We start from the raw sequence: 24243 nt of genomic DNA, 5'->3' as shown, positions 1-24243 counted from the left end.
TTTGTGCCCGTTCTACATCCGTTTGGGGGAGATGGCCACCGGAACGCTCAGTAAACACGGATACACGTTGCGTAGAATGACCGCCCCGGTAGTGCTGAGGAGCCTCGTTGATCGCCTACTATGACGCGCGTCCGACCGCCGAGCCGAACGCGCGCCCCGGACGCTCTTCGACCGCGGGCACCGCAAATGTGGATCTGGCCGGCAGCGGCAAGCTGGCCGCCCGAGTGGCCACCAAGATCGAGCAGGACATCGTGCGCCGGGGCTGGCCGGTGGGCCAGATGCTCGGCTCCGAGACCGAACTGCGCGAGCGCTACCAGGTCAGCCGGGCGGTGCTGCGCGAAGCGATCCGTCTGGTCGAGCACCACCAGGTGGCCGCGATGCGCCGGGGACCGGCCGGCGGACTGGTGGTGAAGGCGCCGGACGCGGGCGCCGCCACCGGCGCCATGATGGTCTACCTGGAGTTCGTCGGCACCACCCTGGAACACCTGCTGGCCGCGCGGATGATCCTCGAACCGCTGTCCGTGGTGCTGGCCGCCGAGCAGGTCACCGAGGCCGGGATCAGCCGCCTGCGCGAGGTGCTGGAGGTCGAGTCGGACCCGGTGGCCCGCCGCGACGGGCAGGTCAGGGAACGGCTGCACCTGGTCATCGCCGAGCTGTCCGGCAACCCCACGCTGCGCCTGTTCGTCGACGTGCTGCTCCGGCTGACCTGGCAGTACACCCAGGGCGCGATGCACCAGCTGCCGGACGTCTCGCACCCGGCGGTGACCGAGGCCGACGACGCCCACCAGGCGATCGTGGCGGCGGTGATCGCCGGCGAGAGCGCGCGGGCGGAGTTCCGCACGGTCCAGCACCTGGAGGCCGGCACCGAGTTCCTGCGCTACTGGCGGCCCGCCGCGAGCGACGCCGCCGGCTCCATCTGGTCCATGCCCACGCGGGGCGCCGGCCAGGACCGCAAGCTGGCCGAGGTGGTCGCCCAGCGCATCCTGAACGAGATCACCAGCAGCGGCTGGGAAGTCGGCGCGGTGATCGGCTCCGAGGCGGCGCTGCTGGCCAAGTTCGAGGTCAGCCGGGCCGTGCTGCGCGAGGCGGTGCGGCTGCTGGAGTACCACTCGGTGGCCCGCATGCGCCGAGGACCCGGCGGCGGGCTGGTGGTGGCCAAGCCGGACCCGTCGGCCAGCATCGAGGCGATGTCGCTGTACCTGGGCTTCCAGGGCATCAAGACCGAGGACCTGCGGGTGGTCCGCGAGGCCGTGGAACTGGCCTGCATGGACCGGGTGGCCGCGCGCGCCGACCGGCCCGAGGTGGCCCGGCGGCTGCGCACCGTGCTGCACGCCGACGAGCCGATCAACCCGTTCGGCGGCGGCCAGGAGCGCACCCCGGCCCCGGCCCACCAGCTGCACCTGGAGCTGGCCGAGCTGTCCGGCAACCCGGTGCTCGGGCTGTTCCTGCGCATCATCATCACGCTGTGGTCCCGGCAGGGCGAGGCGCACAGCGGCCGGCCCACCCCGGACGCCAGCTCCGGGGAGGAGCGGGCGACCACCGAGGCGCACCAGGGCATCGTGGACGCGCTGCTGGCCGGCGACGGCGGCCTGGCCAGGCACCGGATGCGCCGGCACCTGGAGCTGGTCACCGAGTGGTGGCAGTAGACCCCGGCGCACCGCCGGAATAGGCGTCCCGCAGCAGGCGCTTGTACAGCTTGCCGTTGTCGTGCCGGGGCAGCTGCTCGGTGAAGTCCACGCTGCGCGGGCACTTGTAGTGCGCCAGCCGGGTTCGGCAGTACTCGATCAGCTCGGCGCCCAGCTCGGCCGAGGCCGTGGCCGGGTCGACCAGCTGCACCACCGCCTTGACCTGCTCACCCATCTCCGGGTCCGGAATGCCGAACACGGCGGCGTCGGCCACCGCCGGGTGCAGCACCAGCACGTTCTCCGTCTCCTGCGGGTAGATGTTCACCCCGCCTGAAATGATCATGTGGGACAGCCGGTCGGTGAGGTACAGGTAGCCCTGCTCGTCCAGGTGCCCGACGTCGCCCAGGGTGCTCCAGCCGCGCGCGTTGTGGCTGCCGGCGGTCTTCTCCGGGTCGTTGTGGTACTCGAAACTGCCGCCGCCGGAGAAGTACACCGTGCCGGTCTCGCCGGCCGGCAGCTCGCGGTCCCGCTCGCCCAGCACGTGCACCTGGCCGACCAGCGCCCGCCCGACCGAGCCGGGGTGGGCCAGCCAGTCCGCCGAGTCGATGCAGGTGATCCCATTGCCCTCGGTGCCCGCGTAGTACTCCCAGATGACCGGCCCCCACCAGTCGATCATGGCGCGCTTGACCTCCACCGGGCAGGGCGCGGCCGCGTGCACCACGGAGCGCAGGCCGGAGTGGTCGTAGCCCGCGCGCACCGGCTCGGGCAGCTTGAGCATCCGGATGAACATGGTCGGCACGAACTGGGCGTGGGTCACCCGGTGCCGCTGGATGGCCCGCAGCGCGCCCTCAGCGTCGAACCGGGGCATGACCACCACGGTGCCCCCGAACCGGTGCACCGCCATGCTGTAGCCCAGCGGGGCGGCGTGGTAGAGCGGCGCCGGGCTCAGGTAGACGGTGTCCCGCCCGTAGCCCATCGCGGCCAGCAGCGGGCGCAGCCGGAACTCCCCGCCCGGTGGGGCCAGCGTCAACGGCCGCTTCACGCCCTTCGGCAGCCCGGTGGTACCCGAGGAGTAGAGCATCGTGTCGCCCTCGCACTCGGGCGGCGCCGGGCCGTCCGACACCGCGGTCAGCGCGCCGAGGTAGTCCTCGTGACCGGCCAGCTCGCCGCCCACCACCAGCCGCCGGCGAACCCCGGGCGTGCCGTCCACGATCGCGGCGGCCAGCTCGCCCAGGGCGGCCGAGGTGACCAGCGCCTCGGCGCCGCAGTCGCGCACCACGTAGGCCGCCTCGGCCGGGTTCAGCCGGGTGTTCACCACGGTCACGTACAGCCCGGAACGCTTCGCCGCCCAGCACACCTCGAACAGCTCGGCCCGGTTCTCCATCAGCACCGCGATGTGCCGCCCGGGGGCCAGCCCGTCGGCGTGCAGCAGCCGGGCCAGCCGAAGCGACCGCTGATCCAGCTCCGCGTAGGTCAGGGTCCGGGCCGGTTCGCCCCCGTCCTCCAGCACCACGACCGCGGGCTTGTCCGGGTCGAGCCGGGCCCAGGTGGACGGGAACTCCGGGCCGGGTGAGTCCCGCGTGCTCGCCATCTCCCGGACGCTACCTCCGGGAAATCAGGTCGGCGCGCCGAGCGGAGGATGGCACGGTAGGTCCGTGGATCTTCAACGCACCCAGGCGTTCGGCGGTCGGCTGCTCGAGCTGATGACCGGCGGCGCACTCACCATGATGATCGGCATCGGCCACCGGACCGGGCTGTTCGAGGCGGCCGCCGCCGGCCCGGCGACCAGCGGGCGGCTGGCCGACCGGGCCGGGCTGGACGAGCGGTACGTGCGCGAGTGGCTGGGCGCCATGGTCACCGGCGGCATCCTCGAATACCGCCCCGGGCCCGGCGAATACGTCCTCCCGGCCGAGCACGCGGCCCTGCTCACCGGGGCCACCGCCGCCAACGTCGGGCCGGCGGCCAGCACGCTGCGCACCCTCGGCGCGGTGCTGCCCGCCGTGGAGCGCTGCTTCACCGAGGGCGGCGGGGTTCCGTACGCCGAGTACGCCGCCGTGGCCGGCGATTCGCTGGGCGAGACCTGGCGGCACGTGTACGACGACCACCTGGTCGACGGGTTCCTCGGCGCGGTGCCCGGGCTCACCGACCGGCTGCGCTCCGGGGCGCGGGTGCTCGACCTGGGCTGCGGCAGTGGTCACGCGGTGAACCTGATGGCCGCCGCCTTCCCCGGTTCCGAGTTCTTCGGGCTGGACATCGCCCCCGAGGCGATCGCGCTGGCCGAGGCCGAGCGGGAGCGGATGGCCCTGCGCAACGCCGAGTTCCTGGTCGCCGACGCGGAGCTGCTGCCCACCGACCCCGGCTTCGACGTGATCACCGCGTTCGACGCCATCCACGACCAGCGCGCCCCGGAGGCGGTGCTGGCCAGGGTGCGGGCGGCGCTTCGCCCCGGCGGCACGTTCGTCATGGTGGACACCAACTTCTCCAGCCACCTGGAGCGGAACCTGGACAACCCGCACGCCCCGCTGGGCTACGCGATCAGCCTGATGTTCTGCGTACCCACCACGCGGGCCTCCGGCGGCCCGGCGCTGGGGGCCGTGTGGGGCCGGGAGCGGGCCATGGAGCTGCTCGCCGGAGCCGGCTTCACCGAGGTCGCCCTACTCGACTCGCCCCGGCCGCAGAACGGAATTTTCGTCGGCCGCTGAGAACCGGGTGAGAGGTGGTCGCTGAGGCAAAGGGCACCCTAGGTAACATTTCCAACCCGCGTACGTTGGACCTAGTGGGCCACCCCCTACTGGAGAGAGAGTTCGCCGTGCCACGCGTTTTCGACAACATCACGCCTCGGGACATCAAGCTGTGGGGCAACCACACCGTGAGGTTGCGGCACCTCCTGGCCGAACGCGAGGACCTGTTCAGCGACGAGTCGCTGGCCAAGCTGATCGAGACCATGGACCCGAGGGACCTGGACATCACCACCATGGGTGATGACGTGTCCACCTGGGGCCACGTGGACCGCGCCGGACAGCCCGGTTCGAAGGTGCTCGACGCGGTGCGCGGCGGCCGGGTCTGGATCAACGCCATCGCGGTGGAGAAGGCCGACCCCCGGTTCGCCGAGCTGCTCGAGCAGATGTACCGCGAGCTGGGCGACACCATGCCGGACTTCAAGACCTTCAAGCGCAAGATGTGCCTGCTCATCTCGTCCCCGACGGCCCGGGTGTTCTACCACTTCGACGTGCCCGGCCAGTCGCTGTGGCAGATCAAGGGCCGCAAGCGCATCTGGATCTACCCCAACACCGAGCCGTTCCTGCCGGCCACCTCGGTGGAGAACGTGGTCCGCAGCCTGGCCATGGAGGACCTCCCGTACGAGCCGTGGTACGACGAGCACGCCGAGGTCTACGACCTCGAGCCGGGCCAGATGCTGCACTGGGGCCTGAACGGCCCGCACCGGGTCCAGAACCTGGACGACTTCTCCATCTCGCTCACCACCGAGCACTGGACCGACCACGTGCGCCGCTCCTACGCCCGTCACTACGGCAACGGCATCCTGCGCAACGTGCTGCACTGGAAGCCCCGTTCCAGCTCGCTGGACGGCCCGGCGTTCTGGGCCAAGGCCGGCCTCACCGCCGCCTGGCGCAAGAGCGGCATGCAGAAGAAGCAGGGTTACAAGCGGACGATGAGCTACAAGATCGACCCGCAGGCCCCGCTCGGCGTCGTCCCGATCGCCGAGCAGGACCGGGCCACGGTCTCACACCTGAGCTAGCGGGATCACCTCGGCGGCCAGCCGCTCCATCTGCTCGGCCGGCTCGAACAGCGTGGTGAGCAGGATCAGCTCGGCACCCGCGTCGGTGACCGCGCGCAGCCCCTGGGCACAGTCCTCGGGCCGCCCGGTCACCGCGACGGGTGCCAGCTTCCGCCCGTACTCCGGGCCGTAGATGCCGATCAGGGCCTCGGCCATGCGCCGCTGGGCCCGGTCGGCGTCGTCGTCCACCGCGACGTACACCCGCTTGGCGATCGGGAACGAGTCCACATCTCGGCCCGCCTCGGCCAGCGCCTCGCGCACCACCGGGACCTGCTGGGCGAACTGCTCGGTGGTGGACGAGCCGGCGCCGAAGAACCCGTCGCCCAGCCGGGCCGCCCGGCGCAGCGCCGCCGGCGCGCTGGCGCCGAACCACACCGGCGGGTGCGGCTTCTGGAACGGCTTGGGCTCCATGCCGGCGCCCTCCAGCTTCCAGTAGTCGCCGTCGAAGTCGACCTTGGGCTCGGTCCACAGCGCCTTCATCAGCCGCAGGCCCTCGTTGAACCGGGCCACCAGCCGGCTGCCGTCGATGCCGAACGCGGCGAAGTCTCGGAACCCGCCGCCGATGCCCACGCCGATCTCCAACCGCCCCCGGCTGATCTGGTCCAGCGTGCTCAGGTACTTGGCCAGGTGCAGCGGGTTGTGCAGCGGGGTCACGAACACCACGCACCCCAGCCGCAGCCGCTCGGTGTGCGCCGCCGCGAAGGTGAGCGTCTCCAGCGGGCTGAGCTGGGGCATGGAGCCGAGGATCTGTTCCTGCGTCCAGCCGCTGTCGAAGCCGAGCTCCTCGGCCCGGGCCAGGTAGGCCCGCTGCGCGGCCGGGTCGAACTCGCCGTCGGCGAAGAACTGCGGGATGGAGATGGCGAACCGCATGGCGAACTCCTAAACCTCTCGTCCGGCGACCAGTTGTCCGGTGATCCGGGCCAGCCGGGCACCCTGAACCCGGCAGGCCCCCAGCGCCTCCTCGTCCGGCGCGGCGGAGCGCCGGGACACGAAGGAACCGCCGTACGGGTTGCCCGACTCCATCACCGAGGGGTCGGTGTAGCCGAGCGGCAGCACGATCGAACCCCAGTGGTAGAAGATGTTGTTCATGGCCAGGATGGTGGACTCCAGCCCACCGTGCTTGGTGGACGAGCTGGTGAACGCCGTGCCTACCTTGTCGACCAGCTTGCCCTTGGCCCACAGGCCGCCGGTGCTGTCCAGGAACTCCTTCAGCTGACCGGCCGGCCCGCCGAACCGGGTCGGGCTGCCCAGCGCGATGCCGTCCGCCCAGTCCAGGTCGTCCAGCGTCGCGCTGGTGTCGTAGGGGTTGCCGTCGACCCAGGCCTGCCAGCGCGGGTTGCCGGCCACCGCCTCCGCCGGCGCCAGCTCGCGCACCGGCCGCACCCGCACCTCGGCGCCCTCCTTGCGCGCGCCCTCGGCGAGCGCCTCGGCCAGCGCGGCCACGTTCCCGGTGGCGCTGTAGAAGACCACGGCGACCTTGGGGGCGATCCTCGGCCGGGTCATGCGGCTCCTCTCCCGGCCGGTCCCCCGGCGCTGATTCGCTGTTGGTGCACCCGCAGGTGCAGGGTGGTCAGCCGGATCACCGGCACCGGGACGTCCAGCTCGTCCGCCCGGCGCACCAGGTCGCCGAAGATCTGCTCCACCTCGACCGGGTTGCCGGCCACCAGGTCGCGGTAGGTGGACGAGGCGTGCACCGAGTCCACGTCGGTGACCGTGGCCAGCGTGGTGCGCAGGTTCGCCTCCGGCACCGGGTGGCCGGCGGCCGTTGCCACCGAGGCGCACTCGGCCACCACCGCCTCGGCGAACTCCACGCCGCCCGGGGTGGACGCCACGTCACCGACGGTGCCGCGCATCAGGCAGGTCACCGCGCCGACGCTGGCGATGAACACCCACTTGGCCCACATGTCGCCGAGGATGTCCGGCGAGATGTCCGTGTTGAACCCGGCGCCACCGAGCGCGGTGTGCACGTCCTCCAGCCGGGCGTCCGGTTGTCCGTTCAGGTTGCCGTAGAACAGGCTGCGCAGGTCACCGAGGCGCTGGATGTCCCCGTGCTCGTCGACGGTGGCCTGAACCATGGCCACGCCGCCCAGCACCGAGGTGTCGCCGAAGCACTCCACCAGATCGTCGATGTGTCGCATCCCGTTGAGCATCGGCACGATCCGGGTGTCCGGCCCGACGGCGGGCGCCAGGTCCTCCAGCGCACCGCGCAGCCCGGTGGCCTTCACCCCCAGCAGGATCAGGTCGTACGGGTCGGCCAGCTGGTCGGCCAGCACCAGCCTCGGCCGGATGACCGACGGCTCGCCCCGGCCGACGATGCGCAGCCCGCGCTCCCGCAGCACCGCCGCCCGTCCGGGGCGCACCAGGAAGGTCACGTCCCGGCCCGCCTCCGCCAACCGACCGCCGAAGAACCCGCCGGTCGCGCCGGCACCCACCACCAAGATCCGCACGTTAAGCCTCCCAGACTGTGCGACCCGCCAACCGGCCCGGTTTATTCCGTGCCGCCTAAACCGCGCCGTCCCACCGCACCCGGGCGATGGACGCCGGCACCCCGGCCACACCAACCTCGGTGTGCAGCACCGCGCCGTCGTACTCCCCCGGTTCGGTCAGCCCGACCGCCGCCGAGCTGACCACCAGCCTCGTCCCGACCAGGCACACGCTGGTCGGCTGCCGGGCCGGGACCGGCAACACGCGGTCCACCGCGCCGGTCGGCGCGAACCGCCGCACCTCCCCGGCACCCCAGACGGCCGACCAGAGGAACCCCTCGGCGTCCACCGTCATGCCGTCCGGGCTGCCTTCGGCCATGCGGGCGAACTCGGTGCGCTCGCCCAGCTCGCCGGACCCAGGGGCCACGCCGAACCGGTAGATCACCCCGCGCGCGCTGTCCGCCAGGTACATCAGCCGACCGTCGGCCGAGAACGCCGGGCCGTTCGGGATGGCCAGCCCCTCCAGTACCCGGTGCACCGCACCGTCGCGGTCCACCCGGTAGAGCGCCCCGGCGCCGTCCACCCCGTCGTAGCTCATCGAGCCGGCCCAGAACCGGCCGGCCGGGTCGGCGGTGCCGTCGTTCATCCGCATCGCCGGCGTCCGGCCGTCCTCCGGGCGGGCCAACCAGTGCGCCGGCCGGCCCGGGCGCAGCACCGCGACGCCGGTGCCGGCGGCGGCCAGCCAGCCGGCGCCGCCCGCTGTGGTGGCGTCCAACGGGGCCACCGCGCCCAGCGGTTCGGCCAGTTCGGTCAGCACCTCCGGCTGGCCGGCCAGGTCGGCCGGCAGTCTCAGCAGCCGGCCGCTGAGGATGTCCACCATCACCACGCCGCCGGTCTCGAGCAGCCGCAGACCCTCGCCGAGCGCGAACCGCTCGCCGGCCAGCGCCGTCCAGTCACCCATCGTCGTTCCCCTCAGGAGGATGTCTTGTACACGCTCCAGCCACCGTCCACCACCAGTGCGGCACCGGTGACGAACGAGGCGTCGTCGCTGGCCAGGAACGCGATCACGGCGGCAACCTCGGCCGGGTCGCCCAGCCGGCCCAGCATGGTCTGCTCGGCGCTGCGCCGCCGGTCGGTCTCGTCGATCTCGTCCCAGGCGGCGGTCAGCACCGGCCCGGGCAGCACCGAGTTCACCCGCAGCACCGGGCCGTACTCGGCGGCGAGCTGCCGGGCCAGCCCGGTGAGCCCGGCCTTGGTGGTGGCGTAGGCCGCCCGCCCGGGCAGGCCGATCAGCGCGTGCACGGACGAGGTCAGCACCACCGACCCGTGACCGCTCGCGCGCAGGTCGGCCAGGCAGGCCCGCACGCCGTGGAAGGCGCCGGTGAGGTTCACCGCGAGCTGCCGCTGCCAGGAGGCCGCGTCCACCTCGTGCAGGGGTCGCACGTCCACCGTGTAGGCGTTGCTCACCAGGATGTCCACCGGCCCCAGCTCGGCGCGGCAGCGCGCGACCGCGTCCGCCCAGGACCGCTGGTCGGCCACGTCGCAGGAGACCGAGATGGCCCGGCCGCCGGCGGCGGTGACCCGCGCCGCGGCTTCCCCCGCGTCCCGCAGGTCCAGCAGGGCCACGGCGGCGCCGTCCCCGGCCAGCCGCTCGGCCGTCGCCGCGCCGATACCCCGCGCGGCCCCGGTGACCACGGCGACCCGCCCGTCCAGCCGCCCCCCGGTGTTGGTCGCCACGCTGGTCGCCGGATTGGTCGCCACCGTCCGAACGTACCCAGCCGAGGGTATTCCCCGGCCGCCGGCACGCCCTGTGTGATCTGATAGCGCCATCAGGTTTTAAGCGATGTCTGGTATCTCACGTGGGAACGCGGCGTACTCTATGTCACCGTGGTAGGTGACAGGAGGAGGTGCGATGCTCTACGCCGGCCGCGATGACGGGCACGTCGGCCTCGGGCTGTCACCCTCCGCGATCTCCTGGCCCTCCGTGGCGCGCCGGGTCATCGACCTCAGCCTGGCCCTGCTGGGGCTGCTCGCGCTGGCCCTGCCGATGCTGCTGATCGGACTGGTGATCCGGCTCTCCGGCGACGGCCCCGCCCTGTTCCGCCAGCGCCGGGTGGGCCTCGGCGGCCGCACCTTCACCATGTACAAGTTCCGCACCATGCGCACCGGCGCCAGCGACGAGCTGCTGCGCGAACTGATCGCCGCCGAACTTCGCGGCGAGGACACCACACGCGGCGGCAGTCACAAGCTGGACGCCGACCCCCGGATCACGAGGATCGGCCACTTCCTGCGCAAGACCAGCCTGGACGAGCTGCCCCAGCTGATCAACGTGGTGCGGGGCGAGATGGCACTGGTCGGCCCCCGGCCCTGCCTGGAGTGGGAGGCGCGCATGTTCCCGGCCCGCTTCCGCCCCCGGTTCGCCGTGCGGCCCGGGTTGACCGGGCTGTGGCAGGTCTCCGGCCGCTCCACCATGGGCACGCTGGAAATGCTCAACCTGGACCTGGCCTACGTCCACACCCGCACCCTGGGCGGCGACCTGTCCATCCTGGCCCGCACCATCCCGTCCATGATCAAGGACCGGTCGGCCCGCTGACCGCGTCGACCACGGCGGCGGTGAACTCGGCCGTGGTCGACTTGCCGCCCAGGTCCGGGGTGCGCACCTCGCCGTCCCGCAGTACCTGGGCGATCGCGTCGGTGACCTCGGTCGCCGCCTCGGCGTGGTCCAGGTGCTCCAGCATCATCGCGGCGGTCCAGATGGCGCCGATGGGGTTCGCCACGCCGCGGCCGGCGATGTCCGGCGCGGACCCGTGCACCGGCTCGAACAGGGACGGGAACTCGCGTTCCGGGTTCAGGTTGGCCGAGGGCGCCATGCCGATGCTGCCGGCCACGGCGGCGGCCAGGTCGCTCAGGATGTCGCCGAACAGGTTCGAGGCCACGATCACGTCGAACCGGGCCGGGTCCAGCACCAGCTTGGCGCACAGCGCATCGATGTGCTCGGACCGCCAGGACACCTCGGGGTACGCGGCCGCCCGCTCGCCGACCACCTCGTCCCAGAACGGCATGGTGTGCACGATGCCGTTGGACTTGGTCGCCGACGTCACCCCGCCGCCGCGGCGGGCGGCCAGCCGGAAGGCGAAGTCGGCGATCCGGCTCACCCCGGCCCGGGTGAACACCGCCTCCTGCACCGCCGTCTCGGCGGCGGTCCCCCGGCCGAACCGGCCGCCGATCTCGCTGTACTCGCCCTCGGTGTTCTCCCGGACGACCACCAGGTCGACCTCGCCGGCCGCCGCGTTCCGCAGCGGCCCCGGCGCCCCTTCGAAGATCTTGATCGGGCGCAGGTTGACGTACTGCTGGAACTGCCGGCGAATCGGGATGAGCAGGCCCCAGAGCGAGACGTGGTCGGCCACCGAAGGGTCGCCGACCGCGCCGAGCAGCAGCGCATCATGCCCACGCACCCGGTCCAGCCCGTCGGCCGGCATCATCGCGCCCTCGCTCAGGTAGCGGGCACACGACCAGTCGAACTCGTCGTAGTCGAACCGGATGCCGTGCCGCCGACCCGCCGCGTCGAGCACCGCGCGCGCCGCCGGACACACCTCCTGCCCGATGCCGTCCCCGGGAATCAACGCGATGCGATAGCGAGCGCGGAACGCGCCAGCCGAGCGCGCGCCCAGTTCGGCGCGCGCGGGAGATTCAGCTGCCATGCCCCCTAGGCTATGTCGCCCTGATCAGGTCGGCACACTTCTCCCCGACCATGAAACACGTGATGTTGGGGTTGATCGCCGGCAGGAACGGCATGACCGAGGCGTCGGCCACCCGCAGGCCCCGCACGCCGCGCACCCGCAGCGCGGGGTCCACCACCGCCATCGGGTCGCTGTCCGGTCCCATCTTGGCCGTGCAGGCCGGGTGGTAGACGGTGTTGTGCGTCTTGCCGATGTAGTCCATCAGCTCCTCGTCGGTGGTCGCCCCGGGGCCCGGCGCCAGCTCGCGGGCCACCCACTCGGCCAGCTCGGGCCGCGCGGCGATCCGGCGGGCCAGCTTCACCCCGGCCAGCATGACGCGCATGTCGTGGCCCTCGGGGTCGGTGAAGTACCGGGGGTCCACCCGGGGGCGGTCCCAGAAGTCCCGGCTGCGCAGCCGCACGGTGCCCCGCGAGCGTCCCCTGGTCACGTTGGGCGTCAGGCAGAACCCGTTGTCCGTGGTCGGGTAGCCCCAGCGCACCGTGTTCAGGTCGAACGGCACCGAGCCGTAGTGCATCATCAGGTCCGGCCGGTCCAGGCCGGGCTCGGTGCGGGTGAACAGCCCGATCTCCCACCACTGCGTGGACTTGCCGACCATCGGGCGGGCGGCCTCCCACATGACCAGGCCCTCCACGTGGTCGTCCAGGTTCTCCCCCACACCCGGCGCGTCCACCAGCACGTCCACGCCGTGCTCCCGCAGGTGCCCGCCCGGCCCGATGCCGGAAAGCATGAGCAGCTGCGGGGTGTTGATCGCCCCGCCGGACAGGATCACCTCGCGGCGCGCGTCCACCCGCACCCGGGCGGGGCCGATGCCGGCCTGGTACTCCACGCCGACGGCCCGGCGGGACTCGTCGAAGAGCACCCGCGACGCCCACGCCTCGGTGCGAACCTCCAGGTTGCCCCGGCGGTCCAGGATCGGGTGCAGATAGGCGTGCGAGGAGGACATCCGGGTGTTGTCGGCGGCCGCGTTGATCTGGAAGAAGCCGGCGCCCTCGCACACCGTGACGCCCTCGTTGAACCGGACGGTGGGCAGGCCGACGGCGGCGGCCGCCGCCAGCACGGCGACGCCGCACGGGTCGTCCGGCGGGACCTGCCGCAGGTTCACCGGCCCGGACCGCCCGTGCCCGGACCACTCGCCGTCGTTCGTCTCCAGCCGCCGCACCAACGGCCAGCACTCGTCGGCGCTCCATCCGGTGCAGCCGGACGCGGCCCATTCGTCCAGGTCCTCGCGGGGCGGCCAGAAGGCGATGCACGAGTTGTGGGAGGAGCAGCCGCCCAGCACGCGGGCGCGGGCGTGCCGGAGGAACGAGTTGCCCCGCTGCTGCGGCTCCACCGGGTAGTCCCAGTCGTAACCGGAGTCGAGCAGCGCCATCCAGTCCTCCAGGCGCAGGATGGCCTGGTCACCGACGTCGGAAGGGCCGGCCTCCAGGAGGCACACGCTCACCGAGGGGTCCTCGGAGAGGCGCGCGGCCAGCGCGCACCCGGCCGAACCGCCGCCCACGACCACGTAGTCGAAGCTCACGGGGCCTCCCGGTCCATCTTCGCCGCCATGTGTTCGGGCAGGCAGCCCAGCTGGTGCCGGCCGCGCAGCAGGTACCACGCCAGACCGAGCACCACCAGGGCACCGATGAACAGGAAGGCCACCCAGCTGAGCAGCCCGCCGCCGTAGACCTCGGCGCGCGGCCAGGCCAGGTTGAGCGCCATGCCCGCGCCCCACAGCACGGCCAGGATGTTCACCGGCAGCCCCAGCTTGCCCAGCGAGAAGTAGCCGGTCGGCGCGTCCTCGCCGGGCCATTCCCCGCGCAGCCGCTTGCGCAGCATCGGCACGGTGACCAGCAGGTAGGCCAGGTAGATCATGATCACCGCCACGCTGGTGACGGCGGTGAAGATCTCCGGCGAGCCGATGTTGACCACCAGGATGAGCACCGAGGCCAGGCCGATCACCACGGCCGGCACCACCGGCGTCTTGTGCTTGGGGTCGATCCGGGCCAGGCGGGCACCGGCCGGCAGCGCGTTGTCCCGGGCCATGGCGAACATCAGCCGGATGCCGGCGGTGTGCACGGCCAGCGCGCACACGGTGATCGCCACCACGATGCAGACCAGGAACACCTTCCCCAGGCCGCTGCCCAGCACCTGCAGCACGATCAGCTGCAGCCCACCGCTGCTGCTGCTCAGCTGTGGGTCGGTGAGATCGCGCGCGGCCAGGATGCCGAACAGCAGGATCGCGCCGCCGATGATGAACGAGGCGATCACCGCGCGCAGGATGGCCCGTGGCGCCGTGCGCCTGGGGTCCACCGTCTCCTCGCCCAGCGAGCTGGCCGTGTCGAACCCGTACATCACGTAGCCGCTGGCCAGCGCGGCGATCAAGAACGCGCCGAGGTAGCCCATCGAGTGGCCCGAGCCGAGGTTCTGGGTGTCCACCAGCACGGTCGGCGGGTTCACGATGTTCACCGCGAGCAGCACGGCCAGCAGCACCGCGGCGATCAGCTCGATGAACACGCCGGAACTGTTGATCCGGGACATCAGCTTGACCCCGAACGCGTTGACCGCGGTGGTGAACGTGATCAGGATGGCGCCCCAGATCACCGCGCTGACCGCGAAGTCGGTCGGCCCGGTCCCGTCACCGACCAGCTGGAACCCGGACCAGATCTGCGGCAGCGTGATCTGGTAGGCCAGCACCACGGCGGTCAGAGTGACCACCGAGGCGGTGAACATGATCCAACCGGCCAGCCACGCCGTGGTCTGGCTGCCCAGCCGCTTCGACCAGTTGTAGACCGAGCCGGCCACCGGGTAGCGCCCGGCGAGTTCGGCGAAGCACAGCGCCACCATCAGCTGGCCGACGAACACCATCGGCCATGACCACCAGTACGCCGGCCCGCCGAACTTGAAACCGAAGTAGAACAGTTGGAAGGTGCCGGTCAGGATAGAGATGTAGCTGACGCCGGCGGCAAAGCTGGCGAACTTCCCGATACTGCGCTCCAGCGACTGGCTGTAGCCGAACTCCGACAGTCCGTGATCGGATCCCGTGGTACCCGATCCATCCTGTGTCGCGGTCATGTGTCCCCACCTCCGTTGGTACAGACTCAGCCCTTGAACCACCGCATCGGCGCCGGCGCCGTGTTGTGCCAGATGTGCTTGGCCTCCCGGTACTCGGCCAGGCCGGTCGGCCCCAGCTCGCGGCCGTTCCCGGAGCGCTTGAACCCGCCCCACTCGGCCCCCGGGACGTACGGGTGGTAGTCGTTGATCCACACCGTGCCGTGCCGCAGCGCGGCGGACACCCGGTGCGCCCGGCCGATGTCGTTGGTCCACACCGCGCCGGCCAGGCCGTACTCGGTGTCGTTGCCCAGCTCGACGGCCCGCGCTTCGTCGGTGAAGCGCTCGACGGTGAGGATCGGCCCGAACGTCTCCTCCCGGATGACCCGCATGTCCCGCCGGCACTCGGTGAACACCGTCGGCCGGTAGAAGAAGCCCTTGGCCAGCGCCGGGTCGTCCGGCCGGTGCCCGCCGGTCAGCAGGCGCGCGCCCTCGTCGACCGCCGAGGCCACGTAGGCCTCCACCTTGGCCAGGTGCGCCGCCGAGACCAGCGGCCCGACCTCGCTGTCCGGGTCGAGCCCGTTGCCCAGCCGGATCCGTTCCGCCCGGGCGGCCAGCTCGGCGACGAACTCGTCGTGGATGGCGTCGTGCAGGATCAGCCGGGCACCGGCCGAGCACACCTGCCCGGAGTGCAGGAACACGGCGGTCAGCGCGTAGTCCACCGCGGTGTCCAGGTCCACGTCGTCGAACACGATGTTCGGGTTCTTCCCGCCCAGCTCCACGGCCAGCTTCTTCACCGTGTCCGCGCTGGCCCGGATGATCGCCTGCCCGGTGGCCAGCCCGCCGGTGAACGAGACCATGTCCACCCCGGGATGCGAGACCAGCGGCGCGCCCGCCGACGGACCGTCGCCGAGCAGCAGGTTCACCACGCCGCGCGGCGCGCCGGCCTCCTCCAGCAGGGCCACCAGCTTGATCGAGCTGAGCGGCGTCACCTCGCTGGGCTTGATCACCACGGTGTTCCCGGCGGCCAGCGCGGGCGCGACCTTCCAGGACAGCTGCAGCAGCGGGTAGTTCCAGGGGGTGATCAGTGCGCACACGCCGACCGGTTCGTAGCTGATCCGGCTCAGCACGGTCGGGTTGCCGGTGTCCACGACCCGCCCGGCGTCCTGGCCGGCCAGCGCGGCGTAGTAGCGGAACACCGCGACCACGTCGTCCACGTCGATCCGGCTCTCCGCCAGGGTCTTGCCGGTGTCCAGGGTCTCCGTGCGGGCGATGCTCTCCTTGTCCCGGACCAGCAGCTCGGCCACCCGGGTGAGCAGTGCGCCGCGCTCGACCGCCGAGCGGCCCGGCCACTCACCGCCGGTGAACGCGGCCCGGGCGGCACTCACTGCGGCATGCACGTCCCGTTCCCCGGCCTGGTCCACGGTGCGGACCACACTCTGGTCGAACGGGTTGATCACGTCAAAGGCGGCGGGTTGCCCGGCGCCCTCGGTCCAGGCCCCGTCGATGTACAGGCTCGGCACCTTTCAACCCCCTCGTCGTGGGTGTGACCCAGGACACTTTGCACCGCTCAGCGCATCCTGGCCAGGTTCACGTCCTCGGGAAATAGCCCACCCGAGTGCTGATCTCGCTCGCCCCGGCCAGCAGCCGCACGGCCACCTCGCCGAAGTCCTCCGTGGTGAGCCGGTAGGACGGGCCGGACACGCTCACCGCGGCCACCACCTCGCCGTCCGCACCGAAGATCGGCGCGGCCACCGAGTTCAGCCCAAGCTCCAGCTCCTCGCTGCAGCTGGCCCAGCCCCGGTCCCGTACCTCGTCCAGCTCGGCGAACAGGGCGGTGCCGTCGGTGACCGTGCGTTCGGTGTACACCTCGAGCCCGTCGCGCATCAGCTCGGCGGTGGTCCCGTCGGGTGCCCACGCGAGCAGCACCTTGCCGCTGGAGGTGGCGTGCAGCGGGGTCCGCTTGCCCAACCAGTTGCGCGTGCCCACCACGCTGGCGCCGTGTTCCTGGGTGATGTTGACCGCCGACCCGGAGTCCAGCAGCGCGATGTTCACCGTCTCACCGAACTCGCCGGCCAGCCGCACACAGACCGGGCGGCCCTCCTTGGTCAGGTCCAGCTGCGCGCTCGTCGCGCCGGCCAGCCTGATCAGCCCGAAGCCGAGGCGGTACTTGCCGCGCTCCTCCTCCTGCTCCACCAGCTGGCGGTTCTCCAGCGCGGTGACCAGACGGAACGCCGTCGACTTGTGCACGTCCAGGCTCCTGGCGATCTCGGTCACCCCCGAACTGCCGTGCTGCGCCAGGTACTCGAGGATGGTCAACGCCCGGTCCACCGACTGGACCTGAGTGCCGGACGCCTCCGCATCGCCGCGTTTCCCCGGCTTCGTGTTGTTCATAACGCAACTCTAAACATTCTGCGCACCGATTCCCGCGCACCCCATTGACGTCGTCTCGACCGTCCAGGCATGCTTGTTTCGGATAGTACAGCACGTTTCGCATTACGAAACAATGACCGGCACGAGACTGAGAGGTTGCCGATGATCCATGTGGGTGCACTCGCCGCCATCCCGCTCGGCGAGGCGGTCCGCGTGATGGCGGACGTCCCGATCGCGGTCTTTCGTGTGGAGTCGGATGGCGGCCCGGGCGACACGGTGTACGCGATCGATGACACCTGCACGCACCAGAAGGCCTCGCTGGCCGACGGCTGGGTGGAAGACTGCCGGGTGGAATGCCCGCTGCACGCCGCCTGCTTCGACCTGCGCACCGGCGAGTCGGACAGCCCGCTGATCAGGAAGCCGGTGCGCACCCACCAGGTGGTGGTCGCCGACGGCCAGGTCTACGTGCGACCGGCCACCGAAGGCGCGCCCGCCTGGACCCCCGCCGGGGACCCGGAGATCGGCGTCGCGTGACCCTCACCGGCCCGGACCGCACCCACTCGGCCAGCCTGCGCGCCACGCTGCCGGGGAGTTACTACGCCGCGCCGGAGATCTTCGCCCGCGAGCAGGCCGAGATCTTCGAGCAATGCTGGTTCGCCGCCGCCCGCACCGGCGAGCTGGCCACCCCGGGCACCTTCCGCACGGTGACCGTGGGCCGGGAGAGTGTCCTGCTGGTCCGGGACCGGCGAGGCCAGCTGGGTGCGTTCCTGAACCTGTGCCGGCACCGGGGCGCCCAGCTGTGCACCGAGCCGGCCGGCCAGGTCCGCAACGCACTGCGCTGCCCGTACCACGCCTGGTCGTACGGCCTCGACGGCAAGCTCGTCGCGGCTCCCAACCTGGCCGAGATGGCCGACGTGGACCGCGCCGAGTACGGCCTGCACCGGGTGGCACTGCGCGAGTGGCTGGGCACCGCCTGGGTGTGCCTGGCCCCCGTGCCCCCGTCCTTCGAGGACACGGTGACGGGCGCGGTCACGGCCCGCCTCGGTTCGACAGAGGCCATCGACCACTGGGATCTCGACCGGCTCGAGCTGGGCAAACGGATCGTCTACGACGTGCGGGCCAACTGGAAGCTCATCGTCGAGAACTTCATGGAGTGCTACCACTGCGCGACGATCCACCCCGAGCTCACCGAGGTGCTGCCCGAGTTCGCCGACGGCTTCGCGGCGCAGTACTTCGTCGGCCACGGCGCGGCCTTCGCCGACGGCGCCCGGGGCTTCACCGTCGACGGCTCGGCCGGCTTCGACCGCCTCTCCGGCGTCACCGAGGAGCACGACCGCCGCTACTACGCGATCACGGTCAACCCCCAGGTGTTCATCAACCTGGTGCCCGATCACGTGATCTTCCATCGGATGTACCCGATGGCGGTGGACCGCACGGTGATCGAGTGCGACTGGCTGTACGCGCCCGAGGTGATCGCCGGCAGCGCCGACCTGACCAGCTCGGTGGAGCTGTTCCACCGGGTGAACCAGCAGGACTTCGAGGCGTGCGAGCGCTGCCAGCCGGCGATGGCGTCGCGGGGCTACGCCGGGGGCGGCGTCCTGGTACCCAGCGAACACCACATCGGCGCCTTCCACGACTGGGTCAGCGCCCGCATCGACCCGGTCTGAGCCAGGTCAGGCGGCTTCATCGGCCGGCTGGGGCGGCGCCGGCTCGGGAAGCAACCGGAGCAGTAACGGCGTCGGATCGAGGCGTTCGCCGCCCCAGGTGGGCGTGAGGCTGTTCTCGTCGATCACCAGGGCGGCGTTTATCGAGTTGAGCGCCGTGGCAGTACCTTCCGTCGGCGGGCCCGCCTCCGGGATCAGGATGCCACCGGGCTGGTAGAAACGCGGCTCGGTGGCCGTCCCGGTGATCCGGAAGCCTCGCTTGTGCACCAGCCGGTGGTGGCGCTCGCACAACACCAGCAGGTTGGTGACGTCGGTGCGACCGCCGTGCAGCCAGAACCGTATGTGGTGCGCCTCCAAACCGCGGCTGGCCGTGCACCCCGGGAACCGGCATCGATGCTGGTCACGGTGCAGCAACACGTTCATCAGCTTCTTCTTCACCAGCCGATGCGTACGACCGAGGTAGAGCGGGTACCCCGCTTGTCGCTGACCAGCGCCCGAGCCTCACCGGCACAGCACAGCTGCCCGACCGTCTCCGCCGGAAGGGCCGGCCCGTTCTCGATGGCCGCCGTGCCGGTTTCCGCGTTCAGGTGCACCACCAGGCGCGCCTTCGGCTTCTCAGCCCCGGCCACCAGCTCCACCAGCGCGTCGGCGCGCCGGGCAGCCAGGGACTCGAGTGACACCACAGGTTGGGTCGCGCCGTCACCCGCACGGAGCGGCTCCTCGCCGCGTTCCGCTGAACGCTCCTCGGCGACCGGACCGGCGGCCGACGAGGTCAGCGGGTCCGGCCTGGGCACCCGCCGCTCCAGCGCGGCGACCAGGAGCGCGCCCTGCTCCGCCGTCAGACGCGCCGACAGCCGCAGCGACCCGTCGTCCTGCCAGGTCCAGCTCACAGCGCGATGCGCGGCCACCTCGTCCGGATCAGCCTGCACCTGCCTGGTCAGCCGGACCACCCGCTCGACGTGGCTGGCCGTGCCCGCGAGGGCGAGGTCGAGCAACTCCCGCTCGTTGGCCGGGGTGGCAATGCGGGTGATCGCCCTGACCTTCGAGTACGAGATCCGCCCGGCGCCGAACGCCGCCGTAATGAGCGGCAGGGAAGGCAGCGCCTTGGCCACCCGCACCTGGTCGTGCGCGGTGCGCAGGTTCATCCCGGCGCGCCAGGAAAGCCAGTGGGCACACGACCGCAGGCCCGGTCCGGCCCAGGCCTCGCGGCCGTCGAACTCGGCCAGCAACAGCAACCACCGACAGTGCGCGGCCGCCAGATGACCGGCCAATGTGAGCAACTCGGACTCCAGCTCCGGCGTGGAAAGCCCGGCCGGCGGGGATGCGCCCGACCTCGTGCCGGCCACTTGCGCGGTGCTCAGGCTCATGTCGCCACCTCCACACGCTATTCGAACAATTGTTCGCAAGATAGCGCCGAGGTCCGACACTTTGCCGCCGGAGCTCAGAGCGTCCGGCGCATGATCACCCGCAGGAAGCCGCCGGACACCGAGTCGGTGCGGCTGGCGAGCGTGAAACCGGCGGCGTCGAAGAGCCCGCGCGTGCCGACGTAGGCCATCGTCAGGTCGACCTTCCGGCCCTGGTTGTCGACCGGGTAGCCCTCGATCGCCGGCGCGCCGTGCTCACGGGCGAAGTCGACCGCACCGTCCAGCAGCGCGTGGGCGATGCCGCGACCGCGGTGCCCGGCCCGGACCCGGAAGCACCACACCGACCACACCGGCAGGTCGTCGACGTGCGGGATCTTGCGCGAGCGCGCGAACGGCAGATCCGCCCTCGGCGCCACCGCCGCCCAGCCCACCACGTCCACGCCGTCGTAGGCGAGCACGCCCGGGGGGACCGGCCGCCGCATCAGTTCCCTCACGTACTCACCGCGCGCGGGGCCGGCCAGCGACCTGTTGGTCTTCGCGTCGACCCGGTGGCTCAGGCACCAGCACACCGAGGCCGTCGGCTTCTTGGGGCCCAGGATGGTGGCCACGTCGGCGAAGGACGTCGCGGGGCGGACGGCGAAACTCACTGGCCGACCGTACTGCGCGACACAACGGACGCTAGGTGACGTACTCCTGGGCGGCGTCGTCCAGCCACGTCGCCAGATACCCGGCGAAGGAACCGCGGACCAGCAGCTCGTAGCCCTGCTCGCCGGTCTGCCGCAGTATCACCTGGGCCTTGGCCACCATGGTCTGCGCGCACCGGCCGGGAGCGAACGCGCGCGGATGCAGGTCGAGGGCGCAGCCGGACTCCAGGAGGTCCCGGGCGTGCTCACCGGTCAGCTCGATCGTCGTCCGGTTCGCGGACACGTCGACCGCCGGGATACCCGAGGCGCGCAGCCGATCGACCAGGCCGGGCGCCGCCCCGTCCGGCCCGAGCAGCAGCCATTCGTCGGGGCCGAGCCAGAGCACGGACCAGTCCCCGAGCACGGTCTCCGTGTTCGGTTCGGTCGGCGGTTGGCCGCCGAGCAGCTCCGACACGGACGACGACACGGATGACGGCACGGATGACGGCACGGATGACGATGTCGGATCCGCCCGCAGGTTCACCGCCGCACGGAAGGGCACCTCCGTGAGCCGGACGCCCGGGTAGTCCCGGCGCAGGCCGTCCAGCGGGGCGCGGCGTAGTTGGTCAGCCGTCACGGCGGGCTCCCTCGGGGTCGTAGAACACCGGCTCGGTCACCGTGGCGGTGATGGTCCGGTCGCCGAGCGGGGCGAGCACCGTCTCCCCCATGCGGTTCCGCCCGTCCTTGACCAGGGCCAATGCGAACGTGCGACGCAGCGCGGCGCTGTGGTAGCTGGACGTCACGTGGCCGAGCATGGGCACCGGCGGGGTCATCGAAACCCCCGGCGCGACCAGCTGCGCACCCTCCGGGAGCAACTCGGCCGGGTCGGTGGGCAGCAACCCGACCAGGTGCTTGCGGTCGGCGCGCGCGGTGTCGGGGCGAGCCAGCGAGCGGCGGCCGACGAAGTCCTTCTTGGTGGACACGATCCAGCTCATGCCCAGGTCCACGGGCGTGACCGTGCCGTCGGTGTCCTGGCCGACGATCGGGAAGCCCTTCTCCGCGCGCAGCACGTGCATGGTCTCCGTGCCGTAGGGAGTGATCCCGTGGTCCGCGCCGGCCGCCAGCAACGCCTCCCAGGTGGCCGGCCCGTGCCAGCTGGCCACGTTGACCTCGAAGGCCAGCTCACCGGAGAAGGACACCCTGGCGATCCGCGCCGGGATGCCCTCGGCGTCTCCGGCCAGCTCGGTGTGCCGCACGGTCATGAACGGGAACGCCTCGTTGCCGCGGTCCAGCGCGGGCGCCACTGCCGCGACCACGGCGCGCGAACGCGGGCCGACCACGGCGATGGTGGCCCACTGCTCGGTGACCGAGGTGCAGGTGACGTCCAGCTCCGGCCACTCGGTCTGCAGCCACTCCTCCAGCCAGTCCAGCACGGCGGCGGCGCCCCCGGTGGTGGTGGTCAGGTAGTAGTGGTCCTCGGCCAGCCTGATCACCACGCCGTCGTCGAACACCATGCCGTCGGCCTTGCACATGATCCCGTAGCGGGCGGATCCGACCTTCAGCTTGGCGAACGCGTTGGTGTAGATGCGGTTCAGGAACTCGCCGGCGTCCGGGCCGATCACGTCGATCTTGCCCAGGGTGGACGCGTCCATCATGGCCACCCCGGTGCGCGCGGCGGCGCACTCGCGCAGCACGGCAGCGTGCATGTCCTCGCCGAGTTGTGGGTAGTACCACGGCCGTTTCCACTGGCCGACGTTCTCGAACGCGGACGTGTGCGCCGCGTGCCACGGGTGGATCGAGGTGACCCGGACCGGGTCGAGCAGGTCGCCCCGGTCCTGCCCGGCGAGCAGGCCGAACGACACCGGCACGTACGGCGGGCGGAAGGTGGTGACGCCCAGCTCGCCGGGCGAGCCCAGGCCGAGCTCGGCCGCGATCACACCGTTGGCCAGCACCCCGGACGTGCGGCCCTGGTCGGCGCCGGTGCCGATCGTGGTGTACCGCTTGACGTGCTCGGGCGAGCGCATGCCCGCCCCGACCGCGCGCCGGATGTCCGCCACCGTGGCGTCGCGTTGCAGGTCCACGAACTGGTTACCGGGCTCGCCCGGCACCGCCCAGACCGGAGTTTCGCCGGCCGGGTCGATCTCCCCGGCGGCCGCTCCCACCACGGTCAGGCCGGCGTGCTCGCCGGCCGGCACGTACGCCGCGAGCCGGGCGTCCCAGCGCAGGTCTCCCGGAGCACGGGCGAGCAGCGCGACGGTGGGGTTCCAGCCGCCCGAGACGGCCAGCAGATCGCAGGCCACCGAGTCGCCGTCGTCCAGCCGCACGGCGGTGATCCGCCGCTCCCCTTCGGTGCCCACGATCAGCCCGTGGCGCACCGGGATGCCCTCGGCGCGGGCCCGTTCGACCAGTTCGGCCGGCGGTTCCGGCCGCGCGTCGACCAGCGCCGCGACCTCGGCGCCGGCCGCGACCAGGTCGAACGCCGTGTGGTAGGCACTGTCGTTGGTCGTGAACACCACCGCTCGACTGCCGGGAAGGGCCGCATAGCGGTTCACGTACGCGCGCACGGCGCCGGCCAGCATCACCCCGGGCCGGTCGTTGTCCGCGAACGCGACCGGCCGCTCGTGCGCCCCGGTGGCCAGCACCACCCGGCCGGCCCTGATGTGCCACAGCCGCTGCCTGGACACACGCCCGAGCGGGCCCGAGCGTTCAGCGGAACGCAGGCTCCGCCGCTCGACCGCCAGCACGTATCCGCCGTCCCGGCGCAGCGCGGTGGTCCGGGTGAGCACCCGCACCTCCGGCCGGGCGGCGAGGGTTTCGGTCGCCTCGGCCAGCCGGTCCAGCGCGGCCTGGTCGGAGTCGGCGAGCAATCCGCCGCCCAGCTCGGGCTGGTCGTCCAGCAGAAGCACTCGCGCGCCGTCCGCCGAGGCCTCCACCGCGGCGGCGACTCCCGCCGGGCCGCCCCCGATGACCAGCACGTCGACGTGGGTGTACTTCTTGTCGTACACGTCCGGGTCGGGGTTCGGGTCCAGCCGGCCCACCCCGGACAGGGTCTCCGCCCGCAGCCCGTCGTAAAGCTCCACCGTGGTGGCGGGCAGCATCGGGTCCGCGCACGGTCCGGCCACCCGGACCAGCGCGTTCGGTTCCTCCACGCCGGCGCTGAAGATCCCGCGCGGGCGCATCCGGTAGATCGAGGGGGCGACCTCGAGCAACCCGTTGGCGATCATCGCCGAGGCCACGGTGTCGCCGGCGAAACCCGTGAGCGGGGCGCCGTCCAGGGTGAAGCGCAGCGGCCGCGAGCGGTCGATCCGGCCGCCCTCCGGGAGGCGGGTCACGGCCGCTCACCCTGCCGGTAGATGGCGAGCACCTCGTCGGTCGCGGTGTTCCGCTGAACGTTGAACCAGCGGCGGCAGCCGACCGAGTGCACCCAGCGCTCGGCGAACGGCCCCTTCGGGTTGTCCCTCACGAACAGGTACTCGCCCCACTCCGCGTCCGAGGTCTCCAACGGGGCCTCCGGGTACGGCACGTGCGCCTGCCCGCCGTAGTGGAACTCGGTCTCCTCACGCGGCCCGCACCACGGACAGCTGATCAACAACATGCGAAGCCCT

Annotated in this window: 23 protein-coding genes; 6 read left to right on the top strand and 17 right to left on the bottom strand. The window is 71.9% G+C overall.

Annotation, left to right across the window (positions count from 1 at the left end; translation table 11 throughout):
* The first annotated feature begins 107 nt into the window (after positions 1–107).
* On the top strand, positions 108–1646 hold the full coding sequence (locus tag ABEB12_RS36450; RefSeq protein ID WP_345703453.1) for a FadR/GntR family transcriptional regulator: 1539 nt from the start codon (positions 108–110) through the stop codon (positions 1644–1646).
* On the opposite strand, the gene ABEB12_RS36445 is transcribed toward ABEB12_RS36450, so the two are convergent.
* On the bottom strand, positions 1627–3216 hold the full coding sequence (locus ABEB12_RS36445; protein WP_185065566.1) for an AMP-binding protein: 1590 nt from the start codon (positions 3214–3216) through the stop codon (positions 1627–1629). The genes ABEB12_RS36450 and ABEB12_RS36445 overlap by 20 nt on opposite strands.
* A gap of 64 nt (positions 3217–3280) precedes the next feature.
* Between ABEB12_RS36445 and ABEB12_RS36440 the strand changes: the two genes are divergently transcribed.
* Complete coding sequence (locus ABEB12_RS36440) at positions 3281–4327, top strand: class I SAM-dependent methyltransferase (protein WP_345703452.1); 1047 nt, start codon at positions 3281–3283, stop codon at positions 4325–4327.
* 107 nt (positions 4328–4434) lie between these two features.
* Positions 4435–5382, top strand: coding sequence for a hypothetical protein (locus ABEB12_RS36435; protein WP_185065565.1), 948 nt, complete (start codon positions 4435–4437; stop codon positions 5380–5382).
* On the opposite strand, the gene ABEB12_RS36430 is transcribed toward ABEB12_RS36435, so the two are convergent.
* From ABEB12_RS36430 to ABEB12_RS36410, 5 genes are read right to left on the bottom strand one after another with little or no spacing between them, the layout of a single operon-like run.
* Complete coding sequence (locus ABEB12_RS36430; RefSeq protein ID WP_185065564.1) at positions 5368–6291, bottom strand: LLM class flavin-dependent oxidoreductase; 924 nt, start codon at positions 6289–6291, stop codon at positions 5368–5370. The genes ABEB12_RS36435 and ABEB12_RS36430 overlap by 15 nt on opposite strands.
* 9 nt (positions 6292–6300) lie before the next feature.
* A complete protein-coding gene (wrbA, locus tag ABEB12_RS36425) occupies positions 6301–6924 on the bottom strand; it encodes an NAD(P)H:quinone oxidoreductase (protein WP_221498782.1) in 624 nt (207 codons plus the stop codon).
* On the bottom strand, positions 6921–7868 hold the full coding sequence (locus ABEB12_RS36420; protein WP_185065563.1) for a 2-dehydropantoate 2-reductase: 948 nt from the start codon (positions 7866–7868) through the stop codon (positions 6921–6923). The genes wrbA and ABEB12_RS36420 overlap by 4 nt, the downstream gene beginning before the upstream one ends.
* 55 nt (positions 7869–7923) lie before the next feature.
* The gene (locus ABEB12_RS36415; RefSeq protein WP_185065562.1) at positions 7924–8805 is read right to left on the bottom strand and encodes an SMP-30/gluconolactonase/LRE family protein; all 882 of its coding nucleotides are present in this window, start codon (positions 8803–8805) and stop codon (positions 7924–7926) included.
* Positions 8806–8816: 11 nt separating this feature from the next.
* Positions 8817–9605: an SDR family NAD(P)-dependent oxidoreductase gene (locus tag ABEB12_RS36410; RefSeq protein WP_345703451.1), complete on the bottom strand. Its 789-nt coding sequence runs from the start codon at positions 9603–9605 to the stop codon at positions 8817–8819.
* Between the two features lie 151 nt (positions 9606–9756).
* Between ABEB12_RS36410 and ABEB12_RS36405 the strand changes: the two genes are divergently transcribed.
* Positions 9757–10437 (top strand): sugar transferase, encoded by a 681-nt coding sequence (locus ABEB12_RS36405; protein ID WP_185065560.1) that lies wholly within the window; start codon positions 9757–9759, stop codon positions 10435–10437.
* On the opposite strand, the gene ABEB12_RS36400 is transcribed toward ABEB12_RS36405, so the two are convergent.
* From ABEB12_RS36400 to ABEB12_RS36380, 5 genes are all read right to left on the bottom strand, one after another.
* A complete protein-coding gene (locus tag ABEB12_RS36400; protein ID WP_185065559.1) occupies positions 10415–11545 on the bottom strand; it encodes a tartrate dehydrogenase in 1131 nt (376 codons plus the stop codon). The genes ABEB12_RS36405 and ABEB12_RS36400 overlap by 23 nt on opposite strands.
* Positions 11546–11555: 10 nt before the next feature.
* Positions 11556–13103: a GMC oxidoreductase gene (locus ABEB12_RS36395; protein ID WP_185065558.1), complete on the bottom strand. Its 1548-nt coding sequence runs from the start codon at positions 13101–13103 to the stop codon at positions 11556–11558.
* Positions 13100–14638: an amino acid permease gene (locus ABEB12_RS36390; RefSeq protein ID WP_185065557.1), complete on the bottom strand. Its 1539-nt coding sequence runs from the start codon at positions 14636–14638 to the stop codon at positions 13100–13102. The genes ABEB12_RS36395 and ABEB12_RS36390 overlap by 4 nt, the downstream gene beginning before the upstream one ends.
* Positions 14639–14664: 26 nt before the next feature.
* Positions 14665–16137: an aldehyde dehydrogenase family protein gene (locus tag ABEB12_RS36385; protein ID WP_185065556.1), complete on the bottom strand. Its 1473-nt coding sequence runs from the start codon at positions 16135–16137 to the stop codon at positions 14665–14667.
* 67 nt (positions 16138–16204) lie between these two features.
* Entirely contained in the window at positions 16205–17008 is an 804-nt protein-coding gene (locus tag ABEB12_RS36380) for an IclR family transcriptional regulator domain-containing protein (RefSeq protein ID WP_185065555.1), read from the bottom strand.
* A 141-nt stretch (positions 17009–17149) separates the two neighbouring features.
* Between ABEB12_RS36380 and ABEB12_RS36375 the strand changes: the two genes are divergently transcribed.
* Complete coding sequence (locus ABEB12_RS36375) at positions 17150–17521, top strand: bifunctional 3-phenylpropionate/cinnamic acid dioxygenase ferredoxin subunit (RefSeq protein ID WP_185065554.1); 372 nt, start codon at positions 17150–17152, stop codon at positions 17519–17521.
* Positions 17518–18654, top strand: a complete 1137-nt coding sequence (locus ABEB12_RS36370; RefSeq protein ID WP_185065553.1) for an SRPBCC family protein — start codon at positions 17518–17520, stop codon at positions 18652–18654. The genes ABEB12_RS36375 and ABEB12_RS36370 overlap by 4 nt, the downstream gene beginning before the upstream one ends.
* 6 nt (positions 18655–18660) lie before the next feature.
* On the opposite strand, the gene ABEB12_RS36365 is transcribed toward ABEB12_RS36370, so the two are convergent.
* From ABEB12_RS36365 to ABEB12_RS36340, 6 genes are all read right to left on the bottom strand, one after another.
* A complete protein-coding gene (locus ABEB12_RS36365; protein WP_185065552.1) occupies positions 18661–19089 on the bottom strand; it encodes an HNH endonuclease in 429 nt (142 codons plus the stop codon).
* Positions 19086–20018, bottom strand: coding sequence for a DUF222 domain-containing protein (locus ABEB12_RS36360; RefSeq protein WP_185065551.1), 933 nt, complete (start codon positions 20016–20018; stop codon positions 19086–19088). The genes ABEB12_RS36365 and ABEB12_RS36360 overlap by 4 nt, the downstream gene beginning before the upstream one ends.
* A gap of 74 nt (positions 20019–20092) precedes the next feature.
* Complete coding sequence (locus ABEB12_RS36355) at positions 20093–20662, bottom strand: GNAT family N-acetyltransferase (RefSeq protein ID WP_185065550.1); 570 nt, start codon at positions 20660–20662, stop codon at positions 20093–20095.
* A gap of 31 nt (positions 20663–20693) precedes the next feature.
* Entirely contained in the window at positions 20694–21275 is a 582-nt protein-coding gene (locus ABEB12_RS36350) for a sarcosine oxidase subunit gamma family protein (protein WP_185065549.1), read from the bottom strand.
* Positions 21265–23970: a 2Fe-2S iron-sulfur cluster-binding protein gene (locus tag ABEB12_RS36345; protein ID WP_185065548.1), complete on the bottom strand. Its 2706-nt coding sequence runs from the start codon at positions 23968–23970 to the stop codon at positions 21265–21267. Before ABEB12_RS36345 ends, ABEB12_RS36350 begins: the two co-directional genes overlap by 11 nt.
* A complete protein-coding gene (locus ABEB12_RS36340) occupies positions 23967–24233 on the bottom strand; it encodes a sarcosine oxidase subunit delta family protein (protein WP_185065547.1) in 267 nt (88 codons plus the stop codon). The genes ABEB12_RS36345 and ABEB12_RS36340 overlap by 4 nt, the downstream gene beginning before the upstream one ends.
* Between the last annotated feature and the right edge of the window lie 10 nt (positions 24234–24243).

Source organism: Actinospineispora eucalypti, assembly GCF_039543365.1.
Lineage (GTDB): Bacteria > Actinomycetota > Actinomycetes > Mycobacteriales > Pseudonocardiaceae > Pseudonocardia > Pseudonocardia eucalypti.
This window is presented reverse-complemented; position numbering and strand designations above follow the sequence as displayed.

Coding starts and splice junctions, on each gene's coding strand:
- ABEB12_RS36415 (WP_185065562.1), bottom strand. CDS start 8,805: ATGGGTGACTGGACGGCGCTGGCCGGCGAGCGGTTCGCGCTCGGCGAG.
- ABEB12_RS36360 (WP_185065551.1), bottom strand. CDS start 20,018: ATGAGCCTGAGCACCGCGCAAGTGGCCGGCACGAGGTCGGGCGCATCC.
- ABEB12_RS36400 (WP_185065559.1), bottom strand. CDS start 11,545: ATGGCAGCTGAATCTCCCGCGCGCGCCGAACTGGGCGCGCGCTCGGCT.
- ABEB12_RS36390 (WP_185065557.1), bottom strand. CDS start 14,638: ATGACCGCGACACAGGATGGATCGGGTACCACGGGATCCGATCACGGA.
- ABEB12_RS36445 (WP_185065566.1), bottom strand. CDS start 3,216: ATGGCGAGCACGCGGGACTCACCCGGCCCGGAGTTCCCGTCCACCTGG.
- ABEB12_RS36405 (WP_185065560.1), top strand. CDS start 9,757: ATGCTCTACGCCGGCCGCGATGACGGGCACGTCGGCCTCGGGCTGTCA.
- wrbA (WP_221498782.1), bottom strand. CDS start 6,924: ATGACCCGGCCGAGGATCGCCCCCAAGGTCGCCGTGGTCTTCTACAGC.
- ABEB12_RS36375 (WP_185065554.1), top strand. CDS start 17,150: ATGATCCATGTGGGTGCACTCGCCGCCATCCCGCTCGGCGAGGCGGTC.
- ABEB12_RS36380 (WP_185065555.1), bottom strand. CDS start 17,008: ATGAACAACACGAAGCCGGGGAAACGCGGCGATGCGGAGGCGTCCGGC.
- ABEB12_RS36340 (WP_185065547.1), bottom strand. CDS start 24,233: ATGTTGTTGATCAGCTGTCCGTGGTGCGGGCCGCGTGAGGAGACCGAG.
- ABEB12_RS36430 (WP_185065564.1), bottom strand. CDS start 6,291: ATGCGGTTCGCCATCTCCATCCCGCAGTTCTTCGCCGACGGCGAGTTC.